The 16639-nt window shown below is 67.1% G+C and carries 16 protein-coding genes; 5 read left to right on the forward strand and 11 right to left on the reverse strand.

Going from position 1 to position 16639, the window contains the following annotated elements; all coding sequences use genetic code 11:
* Positions 1–147: 147 nt before the first annotated feature.
* Both ASD86_RS06335 and ASD86_RS06340 read right to left on the reverse strand, forming a co-directional pair.
* Entirely contained in the window at positions 148–939 is a 792-nt protein-coding gene (locus tag ASD86_RS06335) for a hypothetical protein (protein WP_082578111.1), read from the reverse strand.
* A gap of 50 nt (positions 940–989) precedes the next feature.
* On the reverse strand, positions 990–1616 hold the full coding sequence (locus tag ASD86_RS06340; RefSeq protein WP_056109126.1) for a glutathione S-transferase family protein: 627 nt from the start codon (positions 1614–1616) through the stop codon (positions 990–992).
* 221 nt (positions 1617–1837) lie between these two features.
* On the opposite strand from ASD86_RS06340, the gene ASD86_RS06345 reads away from it, so the two are divergent.
* The 5 genes from ASD86_RS06345 to ASD86_RS06365 all read left to right on the forward strand — a co-directional run bounded on the left by ASD86_RS06345 (position 1838) and on the right by ASD86_RS06365 (position 7505).
* Positions 1838–2476, forward strand: a complete 639-nt coding sequence (locus tag ASD86_RS06345) for a hypothetical protein (RefSeq protein ID WP_056108355.1) — start codon at positions 1838–1840, stop codon at positions 2474–2476.
* Positions 2477–2541: 65 nt separating this feature from the next.
* Entirely contained in the window at positions 2542–4320 is a 1779-nt protein-coding gene (locus tag ASD86_RS06350; protein WP_056109131.1) for a M14 family metallopeptidase, read from the forward strand.
* Between the two features lie 385 nt (positions 4321–4705).
* Positions 4706–5125: a hypothetical protein gene (locus tag ASD86_RS06355; RefSeq protein ID WP_056108358.1), complete on the forward strand. Its 420-nt coding sequence runs from the start codon at positions 4706–4708 to the stop codon at positions 5123–5125.
* Complete coding sequence (locus ASD86_RS06360; RefSeq protein ID WP_056108360.1) at positions 5122–6090, forward strand: endonuclease/exonuclease/phosphatase family protein; 969 nt, start codon at positions 5122–5124, stop codon at positions 6088–6090. Before ASD86_RS06355 ends, ASD86_RS06360 begins: the two co-directional genes overlap by 4 nt.
* A gap of 35 nt (positions 6091–6125) precedes the next feature.
* The gene (locus ASD86_RS06365) at positions 6126–7505 is read left to right on the forward strand and encodes an esterase-like activity of phytase family protein (RefSeq protein WP_157476244.1); all 1380 of its coding nucleotides are present in this window, start codon (positions 6126–6128) and stop codon (positions 7503–7505) included.
* A 438-nt stretch (positions 7506–7943) separates the two neighbouring features.
* Here ASD86_RS06365 and ASD86_RS06370 read toward each other — a convergent pair whose 3' ends face one another.
* The 9 genes from ASD86_RS06370 to ASD86_RS06410 all read right to left on the reverse strand — a co-directional run bounded on the left by ASD86_RS06370 (position 7944) and on the right by ASD86_RS06410 (position 16597).
* Positions 7944–8630: a YdeI/OmpD-associated family protein gene (locus ASD86_RS06370; protein WP_056108367.1), complete on the reverse strand. Its 687-nt coding sequence runs from the start codon at positions 8628–8630 to the stop codon at positions 7944–7946.
* 39 nt (positions 8631–8669) lie between these two features.
* Complete coding sequence (gene thpR / locus ASD86_RS06375; protein ID WP_056108369.1) at positions 8670–9257, reverse strand: RNA 2',3'-cyclic phosphodiesterase; 588 nt, start codon at positions 9255–9257, stop codon at positions 8670–8672.
* 47 nt (positions 9258–9304) lie between these two features.
* Positions 9305–9532, reverse strand: coding sequence for a hypothetical protein (locus tag ASD86_RS06380; RefSeq protein WP_157476246.1), 228 nt, complete (start codon positions 9530–9532; stop codon positions 9305–9307).
* 74 nt (positions 9533–9606) lie between these two features.
* Positions 9607–10722 carry a hypothetical protein gene (locus ASD86_RS06385; RefSeq protein WP_056108375.1) on the reverse strand — a complete coding sequence of 372 codons (1116 nt, stop codon included), beginning with the start codon at positions 10720–10722 and terminating at the stop codon, positions 9607–9609.
* Between the two features lie 41 nt (positions 10723–10763).
* Complete coding sequence (locus ASD86_RS06390) at positions 10764–11465, reverse strand: helix-turn-helix domain-containing protein (RefSeq protein ID WP_056108378.1); 702 nt, start codon at positions 11463–11465, stop codon at positions 10764–10766.
* A complete protein-coding gene (locus tag ASD86_RS06395) occupies positions 11462–12037 on the reverse strand; it encodes a polyketide cyclase/dehydrase (protein WP_056108381.1) in 576 nt (191 codons plus the stop codon). Before ASD86_RS06395 ends, ASD86_RS06390 begins: the two co-directional genes overlap by 4 nt.
* A 788-nt stretch (positions 12038–12825) precedes the next feature.
* Positions 12826–14727, reverse strand: coding sequence for an ATP-binding cassette domain-containing protein (locus ASD86_RS06400; RefSeq protein WP_056108384.1), 1902 nt, complete (start codon positions 14725–14727; stop codon positions 12826–12828).
* Between the two features lie 97 nt (positions 14728–14824).
* Entirely contained in the window at positions 14825–15355 is a 531-nt protein-coding gene (locus tag ASD86_RS06405; protein WP_056108387.1) for a hypothetical protein, read from the reverse strand.
* Between the two features lie 372 nt (positions 15356–15727).
* Positions 15728–16597 carry a GNAT family N-acetyltransferase gene (locus ASD86_RS06410; protein ID WP_157476248.1) on the reverse strand — a complete coding sequence of 290 codons (870 nt, stop codon included), beginning with the start codon at positions 16595–16597 and terminating at the stop codon, positions 15728–15730.
* Between the last annotated feature and the right edge of the window lie 42 nt (positions 16598–16639).

The following is a 16639-nucleotide window of genomic DNA, read 5'->3' on the forward strand; positions in this document are numbered from 1 at the left end:
CGGTCGGGCCTGGAGCCATCGCGGCATCGCCCCGCGCAAGGCGCGGACGCAACAGGGCCGGGGCGGTCCAGCCCGACAGCCTAACCGATCGACCGCGCGCCCGGCTTGGCCCGGGCAGGCGCCAGGGCGAGCCGCCTATTCAGCCGATCAGATCGCCGGCTCGCCGATCTGCAGTTCGTATTCGAAGTTCTGGATCATCCGGCCGAAGTCCGCATCGCCGTCGTTGCCGTAGTTGGCGCCGATCACCAGACGGTGCCTGCCCGGCGCCAGCGGCGGCAACAGCATCCAATAGCCGTCGGCGGCGGCGTGGTAGGGGCCGGGATGCTTGCGGTCTTCTTCGTCACCCTCGGGAAAGGGGTCGAAACAGCGCGAGGTGAAACGCGCGGGCCGCGGCAGCGCCTTGCCGTCGAGCACGGTCACCGCGCTGACCAGGGCGTCGTTGTTGACCATGACCTGCGCCTTGACCTGATCGCAGCGCTGCGCGTACTCGCCGATGCGCGGCGCGTGGAAGTACATGTTGATGACCGGCACCAGAAGGTGTTTGCCCGCCGGTACCTGGCAGCGACGCCGGACCTCGGAGCGGCCGTCGGTGCCGGCCAGGAACCACACCGGGCCGTCTTCGTCCTTGCCCAAGGCGCAACGGCTGCCGTCGGGGTCCTGATACGGCCGCTGGCCATCGTCGAAGCTGTGGGCCCAGCGCCACCAGCGCACGGTCCATTCGTCCGGGCTGAGGCCGCCGACTTTGGTGCCGATTGCGGCCACGCTGGCCTTCGCGGGCATCGCATCGGTAGCCGTGCCGGCCGCAACAGCCATCGGCAGGCTCGCCGCGCACACGACCGCCACGGTGATCGCGAATGCGGCCACCCGACGTCTGATGCCGCCGTCGCGCGGCGCGACGACGTTCGCGCGCGACGACACATCGGCCGTGTTCGCGCCCATCCGATTCTCGTCCCCGCCTGTGCGGACCCGGTCGGACATCCGCGCGCCGCTCAGGCCCACTCGCTCAAGCCTTCGCGCTGATACAGCGTGGCGAAACCCGGACGCGCCTTCATCCGTTGCGCGAACGCGCCCAGATGCGGCCAGTCGTGCGCCGGCCGGGGCATCTTGCGGGTCCAGCGCATCAGCATGGTCAGGTAGAAATCGGCGACGCTCAGGCGCTCGCCGAGCAGGTACGGGCCGTGCTGCGCCAGTTGCGCGTCGAGCCGCTCGCAGGCGGCCTCGATCCGCGCCTGCGCGCCGAGCCGCACCGCCTCGTCGTCGGCCTGCAGGTCGGACGGATACCACCACAACCGCAGCGGCGATTGCAGGGTGTTGGTCAGGTTGAACATCCACTGGTTGTACTGCGCGCGCTGCGGATCGTCGAAACCCGGCGCCAAACCGGCCTCGGGATGACGATCGGCCAGATACATCGCCAGCGCCGCGGCCTCGTAGCGCGGCTCGCCGTCGACGATCAGGGTCGGCACCACGCCGTTGGGATTGAGCGCTAGGTACTCGGCGCGCTTGTGGGCGCGCGCGTCGATGTCGACCTCACGCAGCTCGTGGGCCAAGTCCATCTCGATCAGCAGCCAGTGCACCACGAGGCTGGCGGTGCCGGGTGAGTAATACAAAGCGTACATGCGGGGCCGTCCGGACGATTCGAAGCGCGAGGCGATGCGCAAGTCTAGGCCATCGCCAGCGGCGTGGCGGCGAGGCGATGCGGTGCCGCGATATGACTGCTGTCACCTGTTGGCAGCAGCGCTAATGCTGCACAGGCACATCGCGGTGCGATCCCGTAAATTAGCCCACGTCACGCGCCCATCGCCGACCGCGCGCATGCCCTCGCTCAGGAACCGCTCCCATGTCGCCACGCCTTCCCCGCCTGCTGCTGATCATCGGTCTGAGCCTGGCGATCGCCGGCTGCGATTCGATCAACCGCGCATTCGAATACGCCTCGCGCCCCGCCGACGACAAGTCCACGCAGGCGCCGCCACCGCCCGCCGACACGATGGCCCCGCCCGACCGCTCGGCGCCGGCCGAGCAGAACTCGAACGCGCGCAACACCGGTGCGACCAGCCGCGGCGCATCCGTGCCGATGCAAGCGATCGTCGACGCACGCGACGCGACCAAGCCGAAGGGCACCGAACCGGTGGTGCCGATCGTCCCGGTCGAACCGCCCGACACCCGACCCGGCGGCGAAGCCGGGCTCGCGCTCGGCGTGCGCGAGGGCTATCTGCGCGAGGCGCGCAACAGCGACAGGAACGAATGGCTGGTCACCCAGAAACCCGGTGACGCGCGTGGCGATTCGTCCGCGTTCGCGATGCACAACGCCTACGTGGTGCTCAAGCCCTATCGCATCCCGAGCGGTCTGTACGGCGCGCATTCGGCCAAGTTCTACGTGCCGCGCGGTGTGCCGCGTCCGACCGGCGAACTCGGCCACTCGGTGATCTACGACTTCAACACCCGCACCTGCGCCGGCCTGACCTGCAATCTCGATTGATCGATCCCCTTTCCGCTCGCTGGATGTCCGTAATGACCCACACCCGCTCGCCCCTGTCCCTCGCCATGCCGCACGCCACCGCCGCGCTGTGTCTCGCGCTGACCACCGCACTCATCGCGCCCGTCGCCACCGCCGCCGCGCCGCAGGCGCTGAGCACCGTGTCCGAGCGCAGCGGTTTTCTGAAGACCGGCCGCTACGACGAAGTCGTCGCGCTGTGCAAGGCGTTCGCGCAGCGCTATCCCGACGCGGTGCGCTGCGAGGATTTCGGCACCACGCCCGAAGGCCGGCCGATGAAGATGCTGATCGCGACCCGCAGCGGCGCGTTCACCCCGCAACAGGCGCAGGCCAAGCAATTGCCGGTGACGCTGATCCAGGGCGGCATCCATTCGGGCGAAATCGACGGCAAGGACGCGGGCTTCCTGGCCCTGCGCCAGATCCTCGACGGCGAAGCGGCGAAGGACGCGCTGGACAAGCAGGTGCTGCTGTTCGTGCCGGTGTTCAACATCGACGGCCACGAACGCTTCGGCCGCTGGAACCGTCCCAACCAGCGCGGTCCGGAGGAAATGGGCTGGCGCACCACCGCGCAGAACTACAACCTCAACCGCGATTACCTCAAGGCCGATGCGCCCGAGATGCAGGCCATGCTCAAGCTGGTCGAGCGCTGGGACCCGCTGGCCTACGTCGACCTGCACGTCACCGACGGCGCCAAGTTCGAACACGACGTCTCGATCCAGGTCGAGCCGGTGCATGCCGGCGACGAAGCACTGCGCGCGGCCGGCACCGCATGGCGCGACGGCGTGATCGAACGCCTGTCGACCCAGGGTTCGCTGCCGCTGTCGTACTACCCCTCGTTCGTCGAGTCCGACGACCCGACCTCCGGTTTCGAGGACAGCGTGCCGCCGCCGCGTTTCTCGCATGGCTATTTCCTGCTGCGCAATCGCCTGGCCATGCTGGTCGAGACCCATTCGTGGAAGGACTACCCGACCCGCGTGCGGATCACCCGCAACACCATCGTCGACCTGCTCGAACTGATCGCCGCCAACGGCGCGCAATGGCGCGAGCAGGCGCTCGCCGCCGACAAACGCGCGCAGTCGCTGGGCGGCCAGCCGGTCGCGCTGGACTACAAGGCCAGCGACAAGACCCGCACCGTCGCGTTCCGCGGGTACGCCTACACGCGCACGCCCTCGGACGTGTCCGGCGCGCTGATGACCCGTTACGATGAAACCAAGCCGCAGATCTGGAACATCCCGCTGAAGTACGACATCCAGCCCAGCCGCGTGGTCGACGCGCCGCGCGGCGGCTATCTGGTGCCGGCCGCGCAGGCAGCCTGGGTCGCGAGCAAGCTCGATCAACACGGGGTGAGCTATCGCCGCCTCGATCACGCGCTCAAGCAAGCGCCGGTGCAGAGCTTCCGCGCCGACAAGGCCGAATTCGCCGCGACCTCGGTCGAAGGCCACCAGCGCGCGACCTTGAGCGGCTCGTGGAAATCCGAACCGCAGGACTTGGTCGCCGGCGCGCTGTTCGTACCGATCGCCCAGCCCAAGGCGCGGCTGGCGATGGCGCTGCTGGAACCGCTGGCGCCCGATTCGCTGGCCGCGTGGGGCGAGTTCAACAACGCCTTCGAACGCAAGGAATACATGGAGGACTACGTCGCCGAGGACGTGGCCCGCGAGATGCTCAAGGACCCGAAGATCAAGGCCGAGTTCGACGCCAAACTGCAAGGCGATCCGGCCTTCGCCAAGAGTCCGCAGCAGCGCCTGGATTTCTTCTATCGCAAGCATTCGGCATGGGATACGCGTTACAACCAGTATCCGGTGCTGCGTACCGAGTCGGTTCCGCGCTGAGATCGGTGTCGCGCTGATTCTGGCGCGGCGAACGCGGCATACCTTGAACGCGCGAAGCTTCGGCTTCGCGCGTTTTTCTTTGCGGAACGACGAAATAAGCGGCCGTCTGCGGTAGACGCGGCACACCACGGGGATTTCCTTTGATCCCAAGTGGCGAATGCGACCTCATGCCGTCGAGCCAAGCCATGTTTCGCGGTCGCGGCTTGCGCCGCTCCTACAGGAAGCGTTTCAGTGGACGAAGACGACTGTAGGAGCGGCGCGAGNCGAAATCGCACCAACGACAAACCTCCCCCGCAACACCGCGCAACCCGCAAACCACGCCTACACGTCCCAAACACCCCACGCGTTATCCTGCCCCAGCGTTCCGACCACCGAGAGACACCGCATGCGTTTGCGCCTGATCCTGCTGTGTGCCCTGCCCGCGCTGCTGCTCGCCGCCTGCGCCGAGAAAACCCCAGCGACCGCAGCGCCGAAACCCGCCGCCGCGGCCCCTGCCTCATCCGGCCTGGCCTTGCGCGCCATCGGCACCGAGCCTGGCTGGGTCGCCGAAGTCGGCGCCGGCGCGCAACCGAAGATCTCGCTGCAGCTCGATTACGGCCAGCGCAAGCTCGAGGTTCCCCAGGCCACGGTGATCGAGGAAAGCAACGGCTTCGCCGGCGACACCCACGACGGCACCGCGGTCTCGCTGACCTACAAGCGCGAACAATGCAGCGATGGCATGAGCGATCGCGATTACCCGGCCAGCGTGGTCCTGCAGGTCGGCGATCAGCAGTACCTGGGCTGCGCGGAGTTTCCTTCACCATGAACCCGATCGGATCCAGACGCACGATAACCAGCGCCGCGCGACAGCTGGCCCGCACCACGCTGGCCGCGACGTTGTTCGCATTCGCCGCTTTCGCGATGGCCGCGCCGCCGTCGCAATCTCAGTCGCCGAGCGAGGATACGGGCGCGCAAATCGGCGTGCTGACCCTCAACCTGTGGCACGACAAGGGCGACTGGCCGAAACGCCGCGCGCTGATCGTCGAGGAAATCCAGCGCCTGCAACCCGACTTGATCGCGCTGCAGGAAGTGCTGCAGCGTCCAGGCCTGCGCAATCAGGCCGAGGATCTCGCCGAAGCGATCGGTTACCAAGTCCGCTTCGTGTCGGTCGATCCGCCACAGGCCGAGCGCCGCTACGGCAATGCGATCCTGTCCAAACAACCGACCATGACGCGCGACATGCGCAAGCTCGAACCCTTGAGCGATTACCGCACCGCCGCGTATGCGCGGTTCGTATTCGATACGATGCATAACGGCGTGGCGTTCTACGCCACTCATCTGCATAACGAGCGCGACGGCGGCGCGATCCGCCAGCGCCAGATCGCCAGCCTGCTCGACTTCATCGACGGCACCAGCCCGCCACACGATACCCTCGACGGCACCCGTCCCCCGAGCGACGTCATCATCGCCGGCGATTTCAACAGCGATGCCGATTCGCCCGAACTCAAGGCGCTCGCCGCGCGCTATCGCGATGCCTACGCACAGGCGCACCCCGATCTCGCCAAGGATGCGGCGCGCAGCACCACGCTCAACCCGGCTTATCTGCCCGCGCAGCGCATCGACCACATTTTCTATGATCCGGTGGGTTTCGATCTGCTCGAAGCGCGCATCGTACTGAATCAGGCGCGCGACGGAATCTGGGCTTCGGACCATTTCGGACTTTACGTCCGGCTGCGCCCGATTCCCGGCTTCGGCTCACGCCGTCACCGAACTGACATATCACCGCCCTAGCGTGGCGGGCTCCCCCGTTGCGCCTGGAGCCCCGCATGATCCGTTCCGCCCTCACCGCCGTGCTGCTCGCCTGCGCCGCGCCCGCGTTCGCCGGCCACGCGTCCGCCGCGCAGTGGACCCTGACCGATATCGAAGAAACCCCGGCGACCACGCGCGACGCGGTGCGCCTGTCGCCGGGCACGCCCGACCAGGCCAATCTCAACCGTTTCGGCTTCTACTCCGACCTGACCTACAACCCGCGCGACGGCTATTGGTATGCGCTGTCCGACCGCGGCCCCGGCGGCGGCGTGATCGACTACGCCACCCGCGTGCAGCGTCTGCGCATTCCGTTCGATCGGCGCAGCGGCCGGATCGGCCAGCCCGTCGTCGACAAGACCATTCTGTTCAACGCAGGCCGCGGCGAGACCTTCAACGGCCTCAATCCGCTGCTGCTCAACGGCGATGCCACCAAGCTCGGCATGAGCTTCGATCCGGAAGGGTTCGCGATCGGCCGTAACGGCCATTTCTACGTCGCCGACGAATACGGGCCGAGCGTGTACGAATTCGCCCCGAACGGCCGTTTCCTTCGCGCGTTCGCCACGCCCGACAACCTGTTGCCGCGCACCGCGACCGGCGCGCTCGACTATGTCGGTGACCGCAAGTCGGTCGTCAGCGGCCGCCAGGACAACCGCGGCTTCGAAGGCCTGACCTTCAACGCTTCGGGCGACAAGTTGTACGCGGTGATGCAGGACCCGCTGACCCAGGACGGCGCGGGCAACGATGGACGACGCAGCCGCAACGTGCGCATCGTTGAGTTCGATGCGCGCAGCGGCCGATCGCAGGCGCAGTACGTGTACCAGCTCGAACCGATCGCCACGTTGAACGCGATCGACCCGTCCAGCGACGACGACTTCTCCGCGACCAACCAGGGCCGCAGCATCGGCCTGAGCGCGATCCATGCGCTCAGCGACCGCGAGTTCCTGGTGCTCGAACGCGACAACCGCGGCCTGGGCGTCGAGGTCACCGCCGCGCCGCTGCACAAGCGCGTGTACCGCATCTCGCTGCGCGGCGCGAGCAATGTCGCCCAGCGTTCGCTGGCCGGCAGCAACGACTTGCCCGCCGACGTGCGGCCGGTCGCCAAGGCGTCCGAGCTCGACATCCTCGCCGCGCTGCGCGGCGCGGGCGCGCGCGACATCCCGGAGAAGTTGGAAGGTCTGGCGATCGGCCCGCGCCTGCGCAACGGCAAGCACTTGGTGCTGATCGGCAGCGACAACGATTACAGCGTGACCCAGACCGGCGCCGGCGAGCAGTTCGAAGTGTGCGTGAACCGTAGCAGCGGCGAACGCGCGCAGGTGGCGTTGGATGGCGATTGTCCGAGCGGCATGAGCCGCATTCCGGGCACGTTGATCGCGTTCGCGGTGGATTTTCGGCGCTGAGGTCGAGGCGCTTGGGTCAGGCCTATAGCTATCGCATAGGTCTACTTCACCTTCTGGCGTGCTCCCCCGCCCCAACACAACAGTTCCCCCCTTTGAAAAAGGGGGGTTAGGGGGGATTTGCTTTTGCTCTTCCACTAGCGCAACCAAACAAGCAAAAGCAAAAGCAAATCCCCCGGCGCACGCACCCATTTCGCTTCTACCGGCAACGCCGGGCGCCAGCCCCCTTTTTCAAAGGGGGCGAATTGACGGCGCTCTTGGAACATTCGGAATTTCGGGATCGGGATCGGGATCGGGATCGATTCTGCGCGGCATCACCGGCGGCATGCGGCTCTCAGCGACCCCGCATGAGCGACAGCTTCATCGCAATCACCCACGACCGTCGCGCCAACACGATCGCAAGCATACGACACGCAACAACCTCATCAAACGCCTAGCAAGCTACTTCTTCGCCACATACTTCCAATTGCGAATCTTGCCCTCGGCCATCCACTCAACCGCCTGGGCGACGCGACCGCTGCGAGTCTGCTCGCGTTTGGCGCTTTCGATCCATTCCACGTATTCGCGCTGCTGGCTGGCCGAAAATCCGGCATAGGTGGCGCGCGCCTTGGCGTTCTTTTTGAAAGCCGCGGCCAAATCGTCGGGAATCACCACCGGCGGCTTGGGCGCGCGTGGCTTGCTCGCCGGGAGATTGTCTGTCGAAGCCTGACCCGCCGCGGCCCGGCTTGCCGAAGCCTTGTTCGCCGCGCCCTTGCCAGCGCTCTTCTTGCCCCCGGCATCGATCAAGGCCATCGCCCGCTTGAGCAGTTTCGACAGCTCGCGCTTGCCCGGCAGATCGCCGACCTTGGTCAAGCGGCCGAACTGACCCATCGCCTCGCGGCTGCGTTCGGGCGACGCGCCGACCACGCTCGCGCCCTGCCAGAAACCGAAGGTCGCATGCTGCTTGAACGCGCGCATGCCGCACAGGATCTTTCCGCCGTAGACGAAACTCGGCATGCCCCACTTGATCGTTTCCTCGACCTGCGGGCAGGCCGCATGGACGACGCCGCGCAGGTAGTCGAGGATCGGCTGCGCGAACGGCGCGGCCTGGGCGATGTAGGCATCGATACGCGGATCGGTCTGGCTCATGGCGGCCTCCGGTGCGAATACCGCCCTATTCTGCTCCGCTCACTCGGCCAGCGACCACTGCCCCAGCACGGTGTAGGCATTGCGCGTACCGAGTTGGCTGTGGATCAGGGCGAAATCGGCGACCCACCAGTCGATGGCGTCGACCGCGATCGGCGGATGCAGCGCCGCGGCGGCATCGCGCACGATGGTCACGTGCGGGGTCAGGCTGTGGCCGCCTTCGACCCGCACGCCGCGCTTGGCCAGGGCGACGCCGAGCCGATCGAACAAGGTCTGCAAGCCAACTGGGGTTTGTTCGCAGCCGAGCCACCACGGGATCGAGCGATTGCGGAAACTGCCGGCGCGGTCCAGCCGCAGCTCGAACGCGTCCGCGACCACGTCGGCGGCCGCGGCCTGCGCCGCGTGCGCGCGCTCGGCCTGGAATTCGTGGGCATCGCCGAGGAACTGCAAGGTCAGATGGTAGCGATGCGCGCCGATCAGACGGCCGCCGCCGTTGTGGCGGGCGTGGATATCGGCGGCTGCGTTCGCCATGCGCTCGCGCGCTGCCTCGTCGGGCAGCAGCGCGAAGAACAGGCGGTGGATGTCGCTGGGAGCGGCCGGCGCGGCGCCGAACAGGGAGTCCTGGTGCATGGGGGAAGTTTACCTGCGCGGGCGTGGGGGCCGCGCAGGCATTGCGCTTATCTTTGGCCGAAGGGTGGAGATTTCGGCGCGATCGGAGCGAAAGCGTCGGGGCTGAAGCCCCACCCTCGAGACCTCAAGGCTTCAACCTCGACTAGCGAAGCGATGCCGCTGCCGCTGCCGGGCGCGAAGCGCTGATCGACGTCGGCGAGATCGAAAACCCGGGAGTTTTCAGCCGCAAACTCCCGGCGATCTCGGAAGGCATCGATGATGCGGGCGCGATTCATCACACTCCAGTTCACCACGTCGACTCAGCACATCGACTCATCGCGCCATTCCCGACACCGATTCATGCGCAAATTCATTGCGCCGGTTTGCCCGCTTTCGGCGCGGCAACCGCCGGCGTTTCCGCTTCGCGCTTGCGCGTGTCCTCGATCAACACCTCGCTCGCCGCCTTGCGCACCGCGGCAGGATCGGCCTTGCGCAGATCGGCGTCGGCCGCCAGGCCGAGCCGGCTCGTCACCACTGCGATCACCCGCTTGTTGGCATAGGGATGCGGATGATCGGGTTCGTCGTCCTGGCTGCGATAGAACTTGTCCAGCAGCTTGATCCGGGTGTCGTCGGCCTTGGCCAGTTCGACCAGTTTGGCGCGGTATTCCAAGGTCCACGACGGCATGTCCGGCCAGCGCTTCATGTCGGCGAAATGCTGGGCCTCGTGGCCGAGAAAGCTGACCTTGAAATCTTCGCCCTTGAGGTCGCCGTAGGACGAACGCACCGCATACAGACCCTCAGGTTTGACCCATCCGGCCGCGCCGGTGGCGCCACAGGCGGTGTGATGGCTCCAACCACGGCTGAGCCAGTCGTCCATCAGGAACACCCGCACCGGTTGTCGCTCGCCGCCGGGCAGGTCGACGGTGTAATCGCGTTCGTCCTGCTTGCCCCACAGGAACAGGTCGTACAACGGCGGCGTGCGGCCCTGCAGCGGATGAAAGCCGCGTTTGCGCAGCTCGACGTTGAGCGGTTCGACCATCGCATCGAAGGCATCGTCGCCGTCGGCCGGCGGCGGCTGGCCGGTCAACGCGGCCAGTTCGGCCTTCAATTTCGCATCGAAGGCCGGACGCGCGGCCGGATCGCGGACCGCATGCCACCAATAGCGCTGGTAGATCTCGAGCACCTGCCGCGCCAGCGGATCGGTGGTGGTATCGGCCAAGTACGGCGGCGCGCGACGGTCGTGGCGGGCCAGCATGCAGCCGCGGAAAGTCGCGTCCTTCAGATTGAATTGCTCGGCCGGCGCGGCCTTCAACACGGTCAGCGCGGTGGGCACGTCGGCGCGCAGCACCGCGCCGAGCGCATCGCTGACCGCCTTGGCGGCTTCCGGGCCGCTGTCGCGCGGCGGCGGCAGGGTCGCGGCGGAACCGCCGACGACCCAGGCCATCAGCACCGGCAATGTGGTGACAACGGGCAACAGACGATTCATGGGGGGAGGCTCCGTGGGCGCCGGGCGGCGCGTTGGAGTCATTAGGCGGCGAGCGCGGGGCGCCGGTCTTGTACGTACTTGATCTGCCGCCGCAACTGCACCGGAGTGCAGCCGGCATGGGCGACGACGACGCGGTGCAGATGGCTCTGGTCGGCGAAACCGGCCGCGGCCGCGATCTCGGCCAGCGATTGCGCGCCAGCGAGCAGGTGCAAGGCGCGGCGCCAGCGTGCTTCGCGGCGCAGCGCGCGCGGCGACATGCCGTAGCTGCGGCTGAGCGCGCGGCTGGCGTGTTCGGCCGACACGCCCAGGCGCCGCGCGAGCACGGCGATGTCGTCGTCGCTGTCGGCCATCGCGCGCAGCAGCGCGGGCTGCCAGTCGGGCTGTTCCGCGGCAGCTTGCGGTGTGGCGATCGCCAGCAGTTCGGGCAGGCGCTGCGGACAACGCGCGAACACTTCGCTGGCCTCGCGCAGGTCGTGCACCTGCCAGGCGCTGGCGGCGAGTTCGAATGCGGTCTCGGGCAGTTCGATGTTCAACGCGCTCGCACCGAGCCGGCCGAAGCGATCGCCGTGGGCGTGATAGGCCGGATGCAACACCAGCGTGCCCGGCCGGCACGGCAGCGGGCCGTCGAGACTGGATTCGGTGTAATCGCCGTCCAGCACCAGCGCCGCGTACGGCGCGCGGTGGCGATGGGTCGCCAGGGTCGCGCCGCGTTCGTGGCGGGTGCAGTAGGCGCCGTCGCTCATGGAGTCGCGTCCGCCTTCGGTTTGGACGCGTCCGTCGGCTTGCGCAGGTAATCGGCGAGCCCGGCCAGTTGCAGTCCCTGGACCTTGTCGATCACCGGCACGAACTTGCTCAGATCGTCGGGGGTGTAACCGCCGGCGCGGTAGTACAAGGTGATGCGGGTGCCGCCTTGCGCGGCCGGCGCGAGCCGGAATTCCATCGCCCCGCTCAGGCCCATGCCCTGCAACGGGCCGAGCCCGCCGAGCAGGCGCAGGGTCTTGCCGGGGTCGACGAAGGACACGGTCATGTGCAGCGCCTGCTGCTTGCCGTCGCGACCGATCTCGCAGAAACAGCCGCCGGCGCGTGGGTCGATGCTCAGGGTGGAACCGGCGCCCCACCAGGTGTGGTCCTTGGGCCACCAGCGATCGACCTCGCCGACCAGCGCTTTCCACGCGGTGGCCGGATCGACCGGCACCGTCTGTTCGTTTTCGATGGTGAAGCCGTTCGCGGCGACGTCCTTGACCGCGGCCGGCGCGGTCGTGCACATCGCGAACAGGCCGGCCGCGAGGGCTGCAGTGGTTGTGATTCGAGCCATCGCCGTTCTCCCCGCGCCGGCCCGGTCCGGGGCCCATGACGGGATTAAGGACCGAGGCCGCGAGGGCCGCAAGGGACGGAAGTTGGGGTGAGCGGACGCGCTCGCGAGCCACAGGCTCGCGCGTCCGNGGCCAGCCCTGGCCGGGGTCGTAACTTCCAGCGCACTGTTATCCCCACGACCGTCATCCCCGCGCAGGCGGGGATCCAGAGACTTCAGAGTGATGCCGCAGTGAAGCCCTGGATCCCCGCCTTCGCGGGGATGACGGCTTGGAGGGACGCAGGCCATGAACAACGCAGGTCAACGCAACTGTCACTGCCGTCATTCCCGTGTTCGCGGGAATGACGTTCTGAAAGATCTGTGGGCTTTTACAGCCCCAAACGCAGAATGCGGTCGAAGGTCGCGACGACCTTCGAAGATCGCGGCAACCTTCAGCTCGTCATCCCCGCGCAGGCGGGGATCCAGAGACTTCAGAGTCATGCCGCGGTGAGGCCCTGGATCCCCGCCTTCGCGGGGATGACGACTTGGAGGGACGCAGGCCATAAACAACGAAGGTCAACGCAACTCTCACTGCCGTCGTTCCCGCGAACGCGGGAATCCAGTGGCTTTAGGGCAAGCGCCCGCGCTATATGCCACGTGCGAGCGACGAACAAAGTCACTGGATTCCGCGTTCGCGGGAATGACGTTCTGAAAGATCAGCGCGTTCTTGCAAGCCAGGACTTAGTCATTTCCAACTTCGCAGGAATAACGATCCATGACAACACAGCGCGCACCAAGGCGCGCCGCCACCCTCACCCATCCAACTCCGCCCACCGCGCAAACGCCGCATCCAGTTCGACCTGCGTCTGCGCCAAGGTAGCGTTATGCGCATTGATCGCCGCCGCATCGCGTTGATAGAACGCCGGCTGATTCATCTGCGCGGTCAGTTCGGCCAAGCGGGTTTCCAGTTGTTCGATCTTCAACGGCAACTGCTCCAGCTCGCGCGCGTCCTTGTAGCTGAGCTTGCGCTTGGGCGCGGCCGGCACCACCGGCGTCGGCGCCAGCGGTTCGGGTTCGGATTTCGCCCCGGCGCCCTTGGCGACCAGCGTGCCCTTGCTGGCGCCGATCGACGCCACCGGCCGCTGCCGCAACCAATCGCTGTAGCCGCCGACGTATTCGCCGACCCGGCCGTTGCCCTCCATCACCAGGGTCGAGGTGACCACGTTGTCGAGGAAGTCGCGGTCGTGGCTGACCAGCAGCAAGGTGCCCGGATAGTCGCCGAGCAACTCTTCGAGCAGTTCCAGCGTTTCCACGTCCAGGTCGTTGGTCGGTTCGTCCATCACCATCAGGTTGGACGGCTGAGCGAACAGCTTCGCCAGCAGCAGGCGGTTGCGCTCGCCGCCGGACAATCGGGTGATCGGCGCGCGCGCGCGTTCGGGCGTGAACAGGAAATCCTGCAGATAGCCGATGATGTGCTTCTGCTTGCCGCCGACCTCGACGTACTCGCGGCCTTCGGCGACGTTCTCGATCGCGTTCCAATCCTCGCGCAAGGTCGCGCGGTACTGATCGAAATACGCGATCTGCAGCTTGCTGCCTTCACGCACTTCGCCGGCGGTCGGCTGCAGGTCGCCGAGCAGGACTTTGAGCAAGGTGGTCTTGCCGCTGCCGTTGGGGCCGATCAGGCCGATCCGGTCGCCGCGGAAGATCGTGGTCGAGATGTCGTCGAGCATGATCCGCCCGCCGTAATCGAACGACACGTCCTTGGCTTCCACGACCTTGCGGCCGGAGGCTTCGGACTGGGCGAATTCCATGCGCACGTTGCCGACCGTGTCGCGCCGCGCCTGACGTTCGTTGCGCATCGCCTTGAGCCGGCGCACGCGGCCTTCGTCGCGGGTGCGGCGGGCCTTGATGCCCTGGCGGATCCACACTTCTTCCTGCGCCAGCAGCTTGTCGAAACGCGCGTTCTCCTGCGACTCGGCGTGCAGCCGCTCCTCGCGGCGACGCACGTAGTTGTTCCAGTCGCCGGGCCAGCTGGTGACCTGGCCGCGGTCGATTTCGACGATGCGGGTCGCCAGCGCGCGCAGGAAACGCCGGTCGTGGGTCACGAACAGCAGCGCGCCCTGCCAGGACTTGAGGAACTGTTCGAGCCAGTCGATGGCTTCGATATCGAGGTGGTTGGTCGGTTCGTCGAGCAGCAGCAGGTCCGGCGACGACACCAGCGCGCGCGCCAGCAGCACGCGCCGCTTCATGCCGCCCGACAGGCCGGAGAACAGGCCCTCGCCGTCCAGGCTCAGACGTTCCAGGGTCTCTGTGACGCGCTGGTCCAGACCCCAGCCGTTGGCGGCCTCGATCTTGGTCTGCACGTCGGCGACCGCATCGGCGTCGTAAGTGTCGGCGTGGGTGAGGTGGTGGTATTCGGCCAGCCAGTGGCCGAGTTCGCCCAGACCGTCGGCGACCACGTCGAACACGGTGCCGGTCGCGCCGGGCGGGACCTCCTGTTCGAGCCGGGCGATGCGGACGTTGCCTTCGCGGCGAATCTCGCCGTCGTCGGCGTGGATTTCGCCGGCGAGCAGTTTCATGAGCGTGGACTTGCCCGCGCCGTTGCGACCGATCAGGGCGATGCGTTCGCCCGGTTCGATCGACAGTTCGACGTTTTCGAGCAGGAGCGGGCCGCCGACGCTGTAGTCGACGTTTTGGACAGTGATCAAAGGCATCCGCCCATGGTATCAGGCGCTGCCGCTCCGGCGTTGGGCCGATTCCAGGGCGGACGCCGCGGCCGCGGCCCACCGGCCCGGCGGTGGAACGGTGAAACTACTTCACCGAGATGCAGACCCGGGTTTGAAACCAAAGCTCGAATTCGGCACCGGCCACCCGCCAACGGGCCACTTCCTGGCCATAGTCGAAGCTGGTGAGGTCCTCCTTCGGCAGCCCGAGGTAGAACTCCACCTCGTACAAGGGCAAGCCCACGACCAGGGCCGTAAGCATCGCCGCATCGATGGCTTGCCGGTTATTCATCCTGGCCGACAGCATCTGCGCTTGTCGATTGGCGTTTTCCACACGCAACCTGAACTCCGCGAGCGCCGGTCCGTAATCGGGCGCGGTTACGTACGAGTACGAGCAATGGACACAGATCGCCGTCGCATCCTCGACCAGCCCGCTGCTGTCCCGCAACGGAAAGCCGCACAGGAAACAGTCCCGCTGCCCGGACGGACGGGTGATTGCGACCAGATCGATTTCGAAACTGCGACCGTCCGGCGCGGCCCGGACTTTCTCGATCCGGGCGGACAACGACTCGAAATCGACGACTCTGTTCTTGATCACCGTGTTCTTGTTCTTGCTCATGCCCTCGCCCTGGCTTGCCGCCGAGCCGGCAGATTAGCCCGCGCCGCGAAGGTCGGCGACCGTCGTCCACTCACACGAACGCCTGCGCGGGCGCATACTGCGCTCAGGCGTCCGGCATCCGCCGCGCCGCACCGTCATCCAGCGAGGAAAACGTCATGAGCAAGGGCATGGACCGCAAGAAGGAAACCAAGAAGAAACCGGCCAAGACCATGAAGGAAAAGCGCACCGAGAAGAACGAAAAGAAGACCACCAAGGGCTTCGCCCCGGTCTGAGGATCGCTCCGGCGCTCTGCCCGGCGGTTGCCGCGACGGCCGCAACCACCGGGACCGCGGCCGCGGGCCGCATCTGCGGGAACGACCGCGCCGGCCAGACTCAGGTCCGCGCCAGCAGCGGAAATCGATTCGGCGACGCTGGCACCACCAGATTGCGCGCGAACAGGCCGGCATCGGCCTCCTCGCCGAGCACCCGCGCCTGTGTCCAGTCGCGTTCCGGCGTGAAGCCGAAGCGCAATTCGCGAATCGGCTGGTCGATCAATCGCCCGATCGCGGCCGGCCAATCGACCGGCGCCGCGGCGAACACGTCCTCGATCGTCAGCACCAAGTCCTCGGTCTGGGCGAATACCCAGACGTCCTCGTCCAGCCGGCGCAGCGGGCTGGCGTAGCCATTGGCGGCGTACCAGGTCGCGGTGCGGCCGTAGTTGCGCGCGCCGAAGCGCTGGCTGAGCGGCCGCGCCGACGCGGCGGTGCGCAGGAACGCCGCGCGCACCGACGCATCGGCCAGATCGAGCACCGGCGCCTGCACGGGTTCGGGCCGCGCCTGCCAGTCGAGCGCGAACAGGCTCTGCGGCGCGGGCGTGAAACCGAAGCGCGGATAGAAATCGAGCACGCTGTCGTTGGCGAACAGCAACACCGGTTGATCGCCGCAATGCGCCAGCGCCGCATGCATCGCCGCGCGGGCCAGACCGCGTCCGCGCAATTCCGGCAAACAACCGACCGCGCCGAGCTGCCAGCCGTCGACGTCCGCGCCCTCGATCACCAACCGCATGCGCATCGGCGAGGCATTGGCGACCACGCGCCCGTCCAGGAACACGCTGAACGCGAGATAGTCCTCGTTCCACTGCCCCCATTCGCACCAACGGCGGAAGTCGGCCTGGGTGAAGACCTGCGCGACGTAATCGCAGTACGCGGCATGCAGATCGGTATCGCGGTGGGTGAGCACGCGCAGGCTCGGTGCGGGATTCATGCGGCGGATCGCAATTGGCTGAGGTCGCTCAGAGTTTACGAA

It is taken from the genome of Lysobacter sp. Root690, assembly GCF_001427785.1.
Taxonomy (GTDB): Bacteria; Pseudomonadota; Gammaproteobacteria; order Xanthomonadales; family Xanthomonadaceae; genus Lysobacter.

Coding starts and splice junctions, on each gene's coding strand:
- ASD86_RS06370 (WP_056108367.1), bottom strand. CDS start 8,630: ATGAGCCAGACCGATCCGCGTATCGATGCCTACATCGCCCAGGCCGCG.
- ASD86_RS06345 (WP_056108355.1), top strand. CDS start 1,838: ATGTCGCCACGCCTTCCCCGCCTGCTGCTGATCATCGGTCTGAGCCTG.
- ASD86_RS06380 (WP_157476246.1), bottom strand. CDS start 9,532: ATGAATCGCGCCCGCATCATCGATGCCTTCCGAGATCGCCGGGAGTTT.
- ASD86_RS06335 (WP_082578111.1), bottom strand. CDS start 939: ATGGGCGCGAACACGGCCGATGTGTCGTCGCGCGCGAACGTCGTCGCG.
- ASD86_RS06400 (WP_056108384.1), bottom strand. CDS start 14,727: ATGCCTTTGATCACTGTCCAAAACGTCGACTACAGCGTCGGCGGCCCG.
- ASD86_RS06365 (WP_157476244.1), top strand. CDS start 6,126: ATGATCCGTTCCGCCCTCACCGCCGTGCTGCTCGCCTGCGCCGCGCCC.
- ASD86_RS06395 (WP_056108381.1), bottom strand. CDS start 12,037: ATGGCTCGAATCACAACCACTGCAGCCCTCGCGGCCGGCCTGTTCGCG.
- ASD86_RS06385 (WP_056108375.1), bottom strand. CDS start 10,722: ATGAATCGTCTGTTGCCCGTTGTCACCACATTGCCGGTGCTGATGGCC.
- ASD86_RS06340 (WP_056109126.1), bottom strand. CDS start 1,616: ATGTACGCTTTGTATTACTCACCCGGCACCGCCAGCCTCGTGGTGCAC.
- ASD86_RS06410 (WP_157476248.1), bottom strand. CDS start 16,597: ATGAATCCCGCACCGAGCCTGCGCGTGCTCACCCACCGCGATACCGAT.
- ASD86_RS06355 (WP_056108358.1), top strand. CDS start 4,706: ATGCGTTTGCGCCTGATCCTGCTGTGTGCCCTGCCCGCGCTGCTGCTC.
- thpR (WP_056108369.1), bottom strand. CDS start 9,257: ATGCACCAGGACTCCCTGTTCGGCGCCGCGCCGGCCGCTCCCAGCGAC.
- ASD86_RS06405 (WP_056108387.1), bottom strand. CDS start 15,355: ATGAGCAAGAACAAGAACACGGTGATCAAGAACAGAGTCGTCGATTTC.
- ASD86_RS06360 (WP_056108360.1), top strand. CDS start 5,122: ATGAACCCGATCGGATCCAGACGCACGATAACCAGCGCCGCGCGACAG.
- ASD86_RS06390 (WP_056108378.1), bottom strand. CDS start 11,465: ATGAGCGACGGCGCCTACTGCACCCGCCACGAACGCGGCGCGACCCTG.
- ASD86_RS06350 (WP_056109131.1), top strand. CDS start 2,542: ATGCCGCACGCCACCGCCGCGCTGTGTCTCGCGCTGACCACCGCACTC.